Origin of the sequence: Corynebacterium felinum (assembly GCF_030408755.1) — a bacterium.
GTDB lineage: Bacteria > Actinomycetota > Actinomycetes > Mycobacteriales > Mycobacteriaceae > Corynebacterium > Corynebacterium felinum.
Genome location: NZ_CP047209.1, coordinates 2,239,876 through 2,252,199 on the forward strand (window position 1 = coordinate 2,239,876; position 12,324 = coordinate 2,252,199).

Sequence of the window (12,324 nt, forward strand, 5' to 3'; positions counted from 1 at the left end):
GATCACTTTCACGTTAGCGAAGCTCCCCAGCAAAAACATCAATCCTGAGACAATTCACAGCAGATTCTTTTATACGCCTCACTCAAGGCTGCAACCTGTTGCTGATCACGCACCGCCAACCGCCAGTATTCACTACCCAAACCGGGGAAAGTATCACATCGACGCACCGCAATCCCCTCCTTCAGCAACGCCTGCCGTACCCGCTCATTACCACCTGTAACCAGTACAAACGGTGCCTTCGACTCCGTTGCCACCTGAAGGCCCACCTCCGCTAACATCCGCTGCATGATGTCTCGGTCGCGCGCAATCTTTTCTCGCAACTTTTCTGGCTGACCACAAGAACACACAGCTTCAATCGCCGCCATCTGCAGTGTCCCTACCGCCCAGTGGGCACGCCCGTGCGCTAAGACCTCAATAAGCTCAGGGGCAGCCAACAGATATCCCACGCGCAGCCCCGCTAGACCATAGCTTTTGGTCAACGAACGCACCACCACAACATCTTTGTCAACCACCTGCTGCGCCATGGATTCTTCCTCACCTGAGACATCTAAAAACGCCTCATCGACCACCACGATCCGGCCCGGCGCGCGCAATTCACCCAGTTGCGTGATTGTCCATAAAACCCCCGTGGGGTTTGTAGGATTACCGATTACCACCAGGTCGCACGACGTCGGGATAGGTGGAAGTTGGTGAAACGGCGGGTCGAGAACAATTCGTTCGACCTTATATCCGGCGTCGACAAGCGCAATGTCAGGTTCGGAAAAACCGGGGTGAATCACAACAGGATGCTGCGGGGCAAGCTTTGGCAGCAGGGAAAACCCCTCCGCAGCCCCGCACAGCACCAGCACATGATCTGCTGGGAGCTCATGTTTGTGCGCAATCATCTGCTGCACTGTCTCTAACTGCGCGGCAGAGGGGTATGCCGTGAGTGTGGGGAGGGCGTGGACGAGGGCGTCGAGAAGCCAGGAGGGTTGGGTTTGGACTACATTGACGGCGAAATCTATACGCGCACCAGCAGCATCAACATCGCCATGGATTCTCGAAAGCATGCGGTTAAGTCTACTGTTTCATGGCAGGATAGAATGCATGGCATTGCTCATCTTCGACATCGATGGCACCCTCATCGACTCCCAGCCCGGCATCGAAGCTAGTATTCGGCGCACACTTTCTGCATATTCCATCCCCCACCCTGAGCCGGACTGGTTTCGCAGCGTCTTGGGCCCGAAGATTGAGCACACTTTCGCAAGTCTCGGCCTCGGCGCGGATGCTGTTGCGCACTACCGTGAGCACTACGTGAAAAACGGGATAAGCCAAGCCCGCCTCTACCCCGGCATTGCTGAGCTGCTCGCTGAGCTTGTCGACGCCGGACACACGCTTGCCACAGCCAGCAACAAACAACTCACCACCGCGCATTTAGCGCTGGACCACTTCGATATCAAGCACCACTTTTCCCATATCGGTGGGACAACGCCGACGTTGAATTCAAAAGCGGCGATCATTGGTGATGTGCTTAGTCAACTGACCCGCCACGACACCACGGTGATGATCGGGGATCGTCTGCATGATGTTGAGGGGGCACGCAGCCACAGCATTCCCACTATTGTTGTCGGCTGGGGTTATGGTAATGCTAATGAGTGGAGCTGTGGCGAAGCCTTCGCCCCCACCGTTGCGGATTTGAGAGGACTGATCCCATGACACTTCGGATCACAGTAGTGTGCACCGGCAATATCTGCCGCTCCCCCATGGGTGATGTCATCATCAACCATGCCATCACCCAAGCCGGACTCGACCACCTTGTGAGCGTGGATTCCTGCGGCACCGGGGGCTGGCATGTTGGTGAAAAAGCTGACCGCCGCGCCATCACCGAGCTTGCAAAAGCCGGCTACGACGGCAGCGCGCACCGCGCGGCCCAGCTGTGCGACGACCACGCATCCGCCGACCTGATCATCGCCATGGATCGTGGACATGAACAAGCTTTGTTGCGCTACGGCATTCCAGCCACCAAAATCCGGCTTCTGCGCAGCTTCGACCCCTTGGCTACCAGCGACGATGTCGAAGACCCCTACTACGGTTACGCGTCTGACTTTGAAGTAACCCGAGTCCACATTGAGGCAGCAGTGCCGGGCATTATGGAATGGATTACCACCGCTCTCAACCTCAAGGAACGAGGATAAATGCGTTCGAAGAAAACCACCACCGGTGTCAAAGCTTTTGTGCGCCCTGGTTGGATAATCACCATCCTGCTCGTTGTCGCATTTTCTTATTCAGCGTTTATGATTTTGTCACCGTGGCAGTTGAATAAAGACGCACAGATTGTTGAGCGCAACGAGCATATCGAAAACGCATTCAAAGACAACCCCAAGTCATACAGTGAAGTTTTTGATGCCCAGGGGAAAATTCGTGGCAATCAAGAATGGATGCGCATCCAACTCACCGGCCACTATCTGGCCGATCAGGAAGTGATTTTGCGCCTGCGCCCCGTGGAATCGACGCCCGCGTACCATGCACTGACCCCTTTTAAGCTCAGCAGCGGGGAAATCATTGTGATTAACCGTGGTTTTGAACCCAGTGTTGCCGGTCAAGAACTGCACATGCCTGCCGCACCGCAGGAGGAAGTCACCCTGATTGCGCATGCCCGGGTAAACGAGCCCACCCCTCAAACCGCACCCATGACCACCACCCAACCGGTGCAGGTGTACGGGATCAATACCGAGCAGATTGCCTCACTCACCCAGCTTGATCTTTCCACCGACTACGCTCAACTAGCCCAGGACCAGCCGGGCCAGGTCAACTACATCCCTATTCCGAAACTCGATCGCGGCAACCACCTCTCCTACGGTTTCCAATGGATTGCTTTCGGCATCATGGCTCCACTGGGGTTGGGCTACATGATTTATTCCGAGTCGAAGGAACGCCGCCGGGCAAGGGAAGAAGAAGAGCAAATGGCTGCCCATGTTGAATCTGGCGCAGGACCAGACCCAGAACCAGAGCTGAAAATGCGTTCGCGCTACGGCAACCAGCACAAAAACTATTTCACCAAAGGCTCTTAAAAGCATATGCGCTCCCGTGGTTGTTCACGGGGAGCACACATCAGCCTGCGCTTGAACGTGTGGTACGACGCAGGCTGGTTACAACAACCCAGCGCACGGTACTGACCGCTGTGGCAACCAAAAATTGAGTATTGCGCGAAAGCCGCACTGCCTTACGCACATCGGCAACCGTTGGCGTCGCACCAATGCCTAACACTGGGCGCATCTCCACCCCGTGCGCGTACTGCGTTTTCCCACCCAGCTGCACCCCCAATGCGGCCGCTGCGGTTGCTTCCACCGGGCCTGCGTTAGGAGAAGGGTGTGCGCACGCATCCTCACGCCACGCACGCACTGCTTCCCGCCATCGGCCACGCGCCAGCACTACATGAGCTACAGCAGTGACTCGCGCAGGAATATAGGCGAGAACATCGTCGAATTTCGCTGCCGCCCACCCGAATTGCTCATAGCGTTCGTTGCGGTAACCCACCATGGCATCCAAAGTATTCACCGTGCGATGCAGCACCACCCCTGGCGCACCACCAAGCGCCCAGACGATCGGCGCGATCGCCGCATCAGAGGTGTTTTCCGCCAATGATTCCACCGTAGCGCGCGCAATACCATCGGCATCGAGCAGCTTCGGGTCGCGCGAACACAACCACGGCACCAATTCCCGTGCTGCCTCAACATCGCCGCGTTCAAGGCGCGTTGCCATGCGCTCACCGATTGTCTCCAGCGTGGATCCCCCCAACGCCACACACAGCGACACTCCCAACGATGCCTTCGGATACCTGCGTGCACACAGCACACTGGCGGCAACAGGCGGGAGCACACACGCAGCAACATAGATTACGCCCGCGCTTTTCGACGCCGAATACATGTGCTTTTCCAGCCATGCGGCATAGCGCCCAAACAGGGCAACAGGATGACATGATCCCCCCGGATCCCCCAGAACGCGATCAGCGGCCATGCCCGCAATAATTGCTAAAGACATGACCGCCAACCTTATACCATTGTGCGCCCTGAGGGGCTCGAACCCCCGACCTGCTGGGTGTAAACCAGCTGCTCTCCCAGCTGAGCTAAAGGCGCTTTGTGGTGTTGCTTGCTGCAACGAGAAATAACAATAACAGCAATCCCCACCAGAACACAAAACAGCAGTTCAGTGCCCTATTTTGCGCGTGGTACCAAGCATGAACCCTGCCATGTGCCCAAACGCTCAGCTTTGGTTTGCACCATGCCGGCAAGTTGGGCGGATTCTGGGATCACACCAGGTTCGAGTGCCCCTGGCTTTCCAGCACCCGGGGTGAGCAGCCACACCCGGCCGGAACCGGACAGTGGGCGCACGGCGTCGACAAGCGCGTCAACGAGATCCCCATCGTCTTCGCGCCACCACAGCAGTACGACGTCGCAAATTTCATCGGTGTCTTCATCGAGAAGTTCGGCGTCAATAATGTCTTCGATTGCCTCACTGAGTTCGGTAAAGCAATCGTCATCCCAGCCAATTTCTTGAACCGCCATGCCTTCAGCCAAGCCCAAGCGGGCAGCGAAGGTGACAGCGTTGTTCTCCATAGATTCTTGAACGTTCATCAACGCATAAGGATACAAGGAATTTGGGAATTGTACAGAGAAACCGAGCAAATACTTTCTCACACATCCCCCTCAATGTGTGGGCATTATTCCCCCTTTTTCGCAGGATAAAACACTGATCTTTGCCCCAACAAACAAAATGTGCCATTCACCACGTAAAGTATGAGGGGTAGTGTCGCTCGCACTGTGCCTAGTCCGCTGTTGGACTTTGCCGTGTGTAGCTGGCGAAAAATTCTCTATAACCCCCTTGGAGGTGTGGAATGGCTGACCCGAATTTCGGGAAGCACACGGAAGACACCAACTTCGCATTAATCCGCGATGGTGTTGCGTCTTACCTAAATGACTCTGACCCAGAGGAGACCCACGAGTGGATGGAATCCCTCGACGGTCTGCTGGAGGAGTCCAGCCCAGAACGCGCTCGCTACCTTATGCTGCGTCTTCTGGAGCGCGCTTCGGCCAAGCGCGTACCACTGCCACCAATGATCTCCACCGACTATGTCAACACCATCCCTACCACCATGGAACCTGAGTTCCCTGGTGATGAGGAGATGGAGAAGCGTTACCGTCGCTGGATCCGCTGGAATGCGGCTATCATGGTGCACCGCGCTCAGCGCCCCGGCATTGGCGTCGGCGGCCACATTTCCACCTATGCTGGTGCTGCCCCACTGTATGAGGTGGGCTTTAACCACTTCTTCCGTGGCAAGAACCACCCAGGTGGCGGCGACCAAATCTTCTTCCAGGGCCACGCCTCCCCAGGTGTGTATGCCCGCGCATTCATGGAGGGTCGCCTGACCGAGGATGACCTCGATGGCTTCCGCCAGGAAGTATCCCGCCCTCAGGGTGGTCTGCCTTCCTACCCACACCCTCATGGCATGCGTGATTTCTGGGAGTTCCCAACCGTGTCGATGGGCTTGGGCCCAATGGATGCTATTTACCAGGCACGTTTCAACCGCTACCTGCATAACCGTGGCATCAAGGACACCTCCGATCAGCACGTATGGGCATTCCTTGGCGACGGCGAAATGGATGAGCCAGAGTCTCGTGGCCTGATCCAGATGGCTGCGCTGAACAACCTGGATAACCTGACCTTCGTGATCAACTGTAACCTGCAGCGCCTCGATGGCCCTGTGCGTGGTAACACCAAGATCATTCAGGAGTTGGAAGCCTTCTTCCGCGGCGCTGGCTGGTCTGTGATCAAGGTTGTGTGGGGTCGCGAGTGGGATCAGCTGTTTGAAGCTGACAAGGATGGTGCTCTCGTTGAGTTGATGAACACCACCCCTGACGGTGACTTCCAGACCTTCAAGGCAAACGACGGCGCGTATGTGCGTGAGCACTTCTTCAACCGCGATCCTCGCACCGCTAAGTTGGTTGAGGATTGGACGGATGAAGAGATTTGGCGTCTGCCTCGCGGTGGCCACGACTACCGCAAGATTTACGCTGCCTACAAGCGTGCATTGGAGATCAAGGACCGCCCAACGGTTATCCTTGCTCACACCATTAAGGGCTACGGTTTGGGCCACAACTTCGAGGGCCGCAACGCGACCCACCAGATGAAGAAGCTGACCCTTGACGATCTGAAGAAGTTCCGCGACAAGCAGGGCATTCCTATTTCCGATGAGGAACTGGAGAAGGATCCTTACTTGCCTCCGTACTACCACCCAGGTGAGGATTCCCCTGAGTTGAAGTACATGTTGGAGCGTCGCCGTGAGCTTGGTGGTTTTGTGCCTGAGCGTCGCGAGGAGTACACCCCGCTTGAGGTTCCTGGTTTGGATAAGCTCAAGAGCTTGCGTAAGGGTTCCGGTAAGCAGCAGATTGCGACCACCATGGCTGTTGTGCGTGGCTTCAAGGAGCTGATGCGCGATAAGGAGCTGGGTAAGCGTTTCGTGCCGATCATCCCTGATGAGGCTCGTACCTTCGGCATGGACTCCTGGTTCCCAACCATGGGTATTTACAACCCTCATGGCCAGAACTATGTGCCGGTTGACCACGATTTGATGCTCTCCTACAAGGAGGCCGTGGATGGCCAGATCATGCATGAGGGCATTAACGAGGCTGGTTCGACCGCCGCGTTTATTGCTGCTGGTACTTCGTACGCTACTCATGGCGAGCCGATGATCCCGCTGTACATCTTCTATTCGATGTTCGGTTTCCAGCGCACCGGTGATTCTTTCTGGGCTGCTGGTGACCAGATGGCTCGCGGTTTCATCTTGGGTGCTACCGCTGGCCGCACCACCCTGACGGGTGAGGGTTTGCAGCACATGGATGGTCATTCCCAGATTTTGGCGTCGACCAACCCTGCTGTTATTTCTTACGATCCTGCCTTTGCTTACGAGATTGCGCATTTGCTGCGTGAGGGTATTGATCGTATGTATGGTCCTGGCCGTGGTGAAGATGTGATGTACTACATCACGATTTACAACGAGCCTGTGTCTCAGCCTGCTGAGCCTGAAGATTTGGATGTTGAGGGTCTGCACAAGGGTATTTACCTGTGGGATAAAGCTGCTGGCGGCAAGTCCCTTGAGGTTTCGCTTTTGGCTTCTGGTATTGGTATGCAGCAGGCTATTCGCGCGAAGGAGATTTTGGCGGAGCAGTTCGATGTTGATGCCAATATCTTCTCTGTGACTTCGTGGGTTGAGTTGGCTCGCGATGGCCATAAGAAGGCGAAGGAGCAGCTGCGTAATCCTGGTGCCCAGGTTGAGGAGGCTTTTGCTACGAAGCAGCTGAAGAAGGGTTCCGGCCCATACATTGCTGTTTCGGACTTCGCGACTGACCTGCAGGAGCAGATTCGCGCGTTTGTGCCTGGTGATTACACTACTTTGGGTGCGGATGGTTTCGGTTTCTCCGATACTCGCGCTGCGGCTCGTCGTTTCTTCAACATCGATGCTGAGTCGGTTGTTGTTGCTGCGTTGAATGCGCTTGCGCGTGAGGGCAAGATTGATAAGAGTGTTGCAGTTGAGGCTGCACAGCGCTTCAATCTGACTGACCCAACGAAGGCTTAAGCCTTAATCTCATCGAGGCTGGTTTTCCCGAGAACACTGGGGAAACCAGCCTTTTTCATGCACAATACTCATTTCACGTCACTTCACAGACCCCACACAAGATCTGATCGGTACCCCGGAAGAAAACGAGAAGTTTCTACGAACCTAAGTCCCTCAACGTCGGAGTCTTTCATGAGGGTTATTATCGCAAACGTGAGCACATCAGGGACGAACATCACAGGAGGTGAATCATGAGAGTCCGCTATTGGACAATTGCTTTGTCACCCCACCCGACCTGCATCAATCGCTTCGGCATTGGTGTCGTAGCTGAAGATACTGCAACGAATACTTTCGATTTCCGGATCATCAACGTTCAACAGCTATCCCGCCAAAGCTACATTTCCGGCGATTATCGAACCACCCAAGCTATGCTACGCATTCTCCGAGATACCCTCGACGCTTTGCCGCGTGGCGTAAACAACACCGTGGAAAACAATCGGCCACAAGACTTCAGCTCCACCATTTCGCTGCTGACAAACCACTGGAACAATGCAATCAGCGTCGAACCCGCCCGATTGATGTCCGCCCAGAATTCACTCCACGAAGCCACTCAGCACCTTTTCGAAACATTTGTCCTCCCCCGCTCACCACAACGCCAGCAAGGATTAACACGCCTTAGGGGAAGGCTGCGTGCAGCATATGGCGCGCATGAAGAGATTACTCGCAATCTTTTGGTCAAACCCACCACGTACTTCGGCCCATTGAATACACCCACAGATTTTGCCATTGTCAAAGATGGTGCAGCCTACGAGCTCAGCACTGCTTTTAATTTCGCAGGCTCTGATCACCGACGGCTACTAGAGCGTGCCCATGCGTGGAGTTTTCACGTACAGAATCTCCGCGAAAAAGGAGGCACTCTCATCCAGGATGGTGGCGCTGTCGAAATTTCTGCACAGGCTCCCACAGTTGCAGTGATTTCACCCCCACAAGATTCCGCGCAACAAGAAGTGCACCACCAAGCAACCATCCTGTGGGAAGAACTCGGCATACAAGAAATTTCAGAATCATCTATCGAAGCACACGTTAATGCGTTGGCACACAAGCTGGCTTCTTAAAAAAGCCCAGCTATTTTCAACCGGTTGGCACAGGATGAAAAACTGGGCTAGTGGTTTGTGGCTGACACCAGTTATTAATGTGGCTTGTACATGACCTCGACTTCTTTGAGCAGACTTGTAATTGTGGCATTGACAATCGCTGGTTGTTCCATGGGAAGCATATGCCCTGCCCCATCAACAACCCGTAATTGCGCATGAGGCCAGTTCTGGCAAATGAAATCCGACTGTGACACTGGTGTCATCGCATCGGAACCGCCCACAAGAACCCGGGCGGGAATATTCGAAACACACTGCAAAGCCTCTGATTCATCATGGTGCTCGAGATCATCAATAAAACCCACAAGAGTAGACAGCGGGGTGTCATTAATCATCTTCACATGATGTTCTTGCTGCCCATCAGTGGTCTCAGCAGCAAAGGACATGGAGCTTAACAAAGGAACAACGATTTCTTTGACCTTATCGCGCAGCGCTTCCACCTCATCGGGATTATCTAAAGCAACGTCGCGGATATTATCGATAAATGGTAATTGCAAAAGCTTCGCCGCCCCACCGGTAGCAAACGGTTGCGCAGAAGTGGAAATAAGCACAACACCTGCGCAATTAACGCGGAATTGGGGGTAGCGGCGCAACAAATTCAACACCACCATCCCACCCATGGAATGCCCCACGAACACCACAGGGCCGGTGACTTCGGCGTCGTCAAGCACAGTCATCACATCATCCGCCGCACCATCAATGGAACAATCCGCCACAGCCACCTCAGCGGACTTGCCATGCCCACGCAGATCCACCGCAATACAGCGAGCATCTTCGGCAATCGAGGCGATCTGAAAGTGCCACGACGAAGCAGCAAGCGTATAGCCATGGACAAAAACAACAGTGACTGGGGCGCAATCGTCGCCCTCAATGTAGTAGCGCAGCCCCTCAACCCTGCTACCACGAGAAAACTGGGGTGGCTTAAACTCTTCGTGGCGAGTATTGCGGGCAATGCGCCACGCCCGGAACTTTTTGGTAATGCTGCTCAAAACCATAAATTCAACACTACTCTGGACCCTTCACGGTTCACGAACTGTCAAAGGTGTACCCTAAGACACGACCCTGAACACCTCACACAGTTAAAGGAGTTGAGACCCAGTGGCTTCCTTACAAGAGCAGCTGCAAAAACTCACCCAACCAGCAGCCAAGAAAGAAGCTGCTGACACCCCGACGCAGGTCTACGATCTACTCGCAGCGCTTGCCGACGTCGACAAAGAGCAGCTGCGAGCAGACATGTTGCTGGTTGATGATCTCAATCTTGGATCGCTCGACATCATTGAACTTGCCGTACGCTTCGAGCAAAAATTCGGTATTCCGAGCGAACCGGAAACCTATCTTCAACTCCGCACAATCGCGGATGTGTTGAAGCTAGCCGACGAGTTCCAGGCTCGCTGAGAAACCGTGCGTTTGGGCAAGCGCATCAAGCTCACGCCCAAACTGCGCCAACTCATCTTCAGTGCCGGACAAAAGTTGGCGACAGTCCACCCTGCCCCGAACAGTGGAACGCTCCCACTTTGTGCAGGAGGCAATGTCGAGGAAATCCGTGCTTGTGCTCACCGCACAAGGCTCAGACTTCAGGGTTTTTACCATGGTCTCCTCTACAGTCATCCGGAAACCGCAAGGCATACCGTTGACGCAGAGAAAAGCGAATTGCTGATGAGAGAACATTGGTTTATTCCTTTCGTTTGAAAAATGTCGTCTTCCCCAACGAATTGTTCAAACAAAAAGATGTGACCTCCGATTCAAGTCATCTTTAGTCACATCTTCAACTCTCAATAACAGCTTTAACCCCCAAATACCCACCCATTTATTAAAGCTCAACTAGAGCTTTAAACAACGCCTCATTGGTTTCAGACCACAACGGTTTCGCCCAATTCCCAAACGGACGATCAGTTAAAACTACCATGCCCACACCCTTTTCCGGCGCAACCCACACATACGTGCCCGATTGCCCAAAATGCCCCACCACCTTTTCCGGCATCTGCGCACCCAACCAATGCGGATCTTTCACCCCACGAATCTCAAAACCCAACCCCCACGGGCACGGCCGCTGCATACCAAAACCAGGCACAACACCCGACAACTCAGGAAAATGCACCGACGAAGCCACATCCAACGTGCGCTGATCAATCAAGGTCGGATTCAACAACTCCTGCACAAAATTCGACAAATCCGAAACACAACTACGCGCCTCATGACCCGCCGAACCCCACAACACCGTTGAACTCATACCCAAAGGCGCAAAAACAGCCTCATCCACATACTGCGCAAAAGGCATCTCAGCTTCCTTCGCCACGGCGTCGGCAAGCAACTCAAAACCATAGGAAGAATAAACCCGGCGCGTCGCGGGCGGCCTTAACGGATCACCCTTTTTAAACCCCACACCCGAAGCATGCGCCAACAAATGCCGCACAGTCGAACCCGCCACCGGCGAATCCAGATCAAAAACACCCTCCTCAATGGCAATAAGAAAACCATAAGCAGCCAAAAGTTTAGTCACGCTCGCCAACTCAAAAACGTGCGAAACATCCCCATGCGAAGCCACCTGCACCCCACCACTAAACGCAGCCGCAGCAACATTATCTGCCGGCCACGCATCAAAATTCACATCAAGCACCGAACCAACCACCTTCAACTTTCTCCTAACCCTTCACAGGCTTCGTCGACTTACGCCCTAAACGCCAACCTTTACGCTCCGAACGCCGGATCAACCCACGCACCTGGGCGGCAGTCATGTTCACCGGCGCCCACTTTTCACTCCGATACAACACCCACCCACGCCAATACGCGATGATAGCCAAACCAGCGCCCAAGAACGGTGACACAATCATCCCCATCGCATCCAAATCGAACACATGGAAGACCACAACACTGACCGCGCTAATCGTTGCCGGAACAGCATACAACGTACCCCCACCAAAAATCGCCGGAATCTGGCCAGTAACAACGTCACGAATCATTCCGCCACCCACAGCAGTGAGCACACCCATAAACACAGCAGAAACCACCGGCATATCAAAAGTTAGAGCCTTCACAGCACCGGTGACCGCCCACACACCCAACACAATGGCGTCACCATGCACTTTAAATAGCTCCCACGGTTTACCGTGCAGATCAGTCATCAGCGCAATAACTGCGCCCACGATCGCCAACAACAAATAGGTGGGATCAGCAATCGCCGCAGCGGTTCCCTTCTGCATAAGAACGTCGCGCAACATACCCCCGCCGAGAGCGGAGAACAGTGCGAGGAAAACAAAGCCCACAAAGTCGAAGTTTCGTTGGCGTGCAATCGTTCCCCCGATAATCCCATTGAGAACAACACCGATGAGATCGAAGGTTTGATACAGATTCAGGATCAAAGGATCAACGTGATGCATAAGTGTGGCAAGTGTTTTCTGTGCGACTGAATAGGAGAATGCTGGCGGAATTACTCAAACCCCCAGAGCTTTTATGCAAAAACTCTGGGGGCTTATTTAAGTGGGGCCACCGGGGCTCGAACCCGGGACCAACGGATTATGAGTCCGCGGCTCTAACCGACTGAGCTATAGCCCCATGTTCAATCACCACTGCGCGTGGGTGAAC

13 protein-coding genes and 2 tRNA genes are annotated in these 12,324 nt (G+C 54.3%); 6 read left to right on the forward strand and 9 right to left on the reverse strand.

The genetic code is table 11. The annotated features are described in order from the left end of the window. Nucleotides 1–38: 38 nt before the first annotated feature. Nucleotides 39–1,049: an Rv2231c family histidinol phosphate aminotransferase CobC gene (gene cobC, locus CFELI_RS09490; protein WP_277104869.1), complete on the reverse strand. Its 1,011-nt coding sequence runs from the start codon at nt 1,047–1,049 to the stop codon at nt 39–41. A 37-nt stretch (nt 1,050–1,086) separates the two neighbouring features. Between cobC and CFELI_RS09495 the strand changes: the two genes are divergently transcribed. From CFELI_RS09495 to CFELI_RS09505, 3 genes are read left to right on the forward strand one after another with little or no spacing between them, the layout of a single operon-like run. Further along, a complete protein-coding gene (locus CFELI_RS09495; RefSeq protein WP_277104868.1) occupies nt 1,087–1,695 on the forward strand; it encodes an HAD-IA family hydrolase in 609 nt (202 codons plus the stop codon). Further along, on the forward strand, nt 1,692–2,174 hold the full coding sequence (locus CFELI_RS09500) for a low molecular weight protein-tyrosine-phosphatase (RefSeq protein ID WP_277104867.1): 483 nt from the start codon (nt 1,692–1,694) through the stop codon (nt 2,172–2,174). The genes CFELI_RS09495 and CFELI_RS09500 overlap by 4 nt, the downstream gene beginning before the upstream one ends. Continuing rightward, nucleotides 2,175–3,050, forward strand: a complete 876-nt coding sequence (locus CFELI_RS09505) for an SURF1 family cytochrome oxidase biogenesis protein (protein ID WP_277104866.1) — start codon at nt 2,175–2,177, stop codon at nt 3,048–3,050. It abuts the gene before it with no gap. Nucleotides 3,051–3,090: 40 nt separating this feature from the next. Here CFELI_RS09505 and cbiB read toward each other — a convergent pair whose 3' ends face one another. The 3 genes from cbiB to CFELI_RS09520 form a co-directional block, all read right to left on the reverse strand. After that, nucleotides 3,091–4,020, reverse strand: a complete 930-nt coding sequence (gene cbiB / locus CFELI_RS09510; RefSeq protein ID WP_277104865.1) for an adenosylcobinamide-phosphate synthase CbiB — start codon at nt 4,018–4,020, stop codon at nt 3,091–3,093. 22 nt (nt 4,021–4,042) lie between these two features. Continuing rightward, nucleotides 4,043–4,115: transfer RNA gene (locus CFELI_RS09515), tRNA-Val, on the reverse strand. 78 nt (nt 4,116–4,193) lie between these two features. Then, nucleotides 4,194–4,613: a DUF3052 domain-containing protein gene (locus CFELI_RS09520; RefSeq protein WP_277104874.1), complete on the reverse strand. Its 420-nt coding sequence runs from the start codon at nt 4,611–4,613 to the stop codon at nt 4,194–4,196. A 260-nt stretch (nt 4,614–4,873) separates the two neighbouring features. On the opposite strand from CFELI_RS09520, the gene aceE reads away from it, so the two are divergent. Next, nucleotides 4,874–7,612 (forward strand): pyruvate dehydrogenase (acetyl-transferring), homodimeric type, encoded by a 2,739-nt coding sequence (gene aceE / locus CFELI_RS09525; RefSeq protein ID WP_277104864.1) that lies wholly within the window; start codon nt 4,874–4,876, stop codon nt 7,610–7,612. Nucleotides 7,613–7,842: 230 nt separating this feature from the next. After that, nucleotides 7,843–8,706 carry a hypothetical protein gene (locus tag CFELI_RS09530; RefSeq protein ID WP_277104863.1) on the forward strand — a complete coding sequence of 288 codons (864 nt, stop codon included), beginning with the start codon at nt 7,843–7,845 and terminating at the stop codon, nt 8,704–8,706. Nucleotides 8,707–8,780: 74 nt separating this feature from the next. Here the strand turns inward: CFELI_RS09530 and CFELI_RS09535 are convergent, their stop codons facing one another. Next, the gene (locus tag CFELI_RS09535) at nt 8,781–9,737 is read right to left on the reverse strand and encodes an alpha/beta fold hydrolase (RefSeq protein ID WP_277104862.1); all 957 of its coding nucleotides are present in this window, start codon (nt 9,735–9,737) and stop codon (nt 8,781–8,783) included. A 103-nt stretch (nt 9,738–9,840) separates the two neighbouring features. Between CFELI_RS09535 and CFELI_RS09540 the strand changes: the two genes are divergently transcribed. After that, on the forward strand, nt 9,841–10,137 hold the full coding sequence (locus CFELI_RS09540) for an acyl carrier protein (protein ID WP_277104861.1): 297 nt from the start codon (nt 9,841–9,843) through the stop codon (nt 10,135–10,137). Here CFELI_RS09540 and CFELI_RS09545 read toward each other — a convergent pair. The 4 genes from CFELI_RS09545 to CFELI_RS09560 all read right to left on the reverse strand — a co-directional run bounded on the left by CFELI_RS09545 (nt 10,111) and on the right by CFELI_RS09560 (nt 12,294). Then, nucleotides 10,111–10,410, reverse strand: coding sequence for a hypothetical protein (locus tag CFELI_RS09545; RefSeq protein WP_277104860.1), 300 nt, complete (start codon nt 10,408–10,410; stop codon nt 10,111–10,113). The genes CFELI_RS09540 and CFELI_RS09545 overlap by 27 nt on opposite strands. 142 nt (nt 10,411–10,552) lie before the next feature. After that, on the reverse strand, nt 10,553–11,359 hold the full coding sequence (locus CFELI_RS09550; RefSeq protein WP_277104859.1) for a serine hydrolase domain-containing protein: 807 nt from the start codon (nt 11,357–11,359) through the stop codon (nt 10,553–10,555). A 25-nt stretch (nt 11,360–11,384) separates the two neighbouring features. After that, on the reverse strand, nt 11,385–12,119 hold the full coding sequence (locus CFELI_RS09555; protein ID WP_277104858.1) for a trimeric intracellular cation channel family protein: 735 nt from the start codon (nt 12,117–12,119) through the stop codon (nt 11,385–11,387). A 101-nt stretch (nt 12,120–12,220) separates the two neighbouring features. Next, nucleotides 12,221–12,294: transfer RNA gene (locus CFELI_RS09560), tRNA-Ile, on the reverse strand. Nucleotides 12,295–12,324: the final 30 nt, after the last annotated feature.

What these genes read in the sequence shown, in the direction of transcription:
- CFELI_RS09555 (WP_277104858.1), bottom strand. Translation starts at nt 12,119, where the DNA reads ATGCATCACGTTGATCCTTTGATCCTGAATCTGTATCAAACCTTCGAT.
- CFELI_RS09530 (WP_277104863.1), top strand. Translation starts at nt 7,843, where the DNA reads ATGAGAGTCCGCTATTGGACAATTGCTTTGTCACCCCACCCGACCTGC.
- CFELI_RS09495 (WP_277104868.1), top strand. Translation starts at nt 1,087, where the DNA reads ATGGCATTGCTCATCTTCGACATCGATGGCACCCTCATCGACTCCCAG.
- CFELI_RS09545 (WP_277104860.1), bottom strand. Translation starts at nt 10,410, where the DNA reads ATGTTCTCTCATCAGCAATTCGCTTTTCTCTGCGTCAACGGTATGCCT.
- CFELI_RS09500 (WP_277104867.1), top strand. Translation starts at nt 1,692, where the DNA reads ATGACACTTCGGATCACAGTAGTGTGCACCGGCAATATCTGCCGCTCC.
- CFELI_RS09505 (WP_277104866.1), top strand. Translation starts at nt 2,175, where the DNA reads ATGCGTTCGAAGAAAACCACCACCGGTGTCAAAGCTTTTGTGCGCCCT.
- CFELI_RS09520 (WP_277104874.1), bottom strand. Translation starts at nt 4,613, where the DNA reads ATGAACGTTCAAGAATCTATGGAGAACAACGCTGTCACCTTCGCTGCC.
- cbiB (WP_277104865.1), bottom strand. Translation starts at nt 4,020, where the DNA reads ATGTCTTTAGCAATTATTGCGGGCATGGCCGCTGATCGCGTTCTGGGG.
- cobC (WP_277104869.1), bottom strand. Translation starts at nt 1,049, where the DNA reads ATGCTTTCGAGAATCCATGGCGATGTTGATGCTGCTGGTGCGCGTATA.
- aceE (WP_277104864.1), top strand. Translation starts at nt 4,874, where the DNA reads ATGGCTGACCCGAATTTCGGGAAGCACACGGAAGACACCAACTTCGCA.
- CFELI_RS09535 (WP_277104862.1), bottom strand. Translation starts at nt 9,737, where the DNA reads ATGGTTTTGAGCAGCATTACCAAAAAGTTCCGGGCGTGGCGCATTGCC.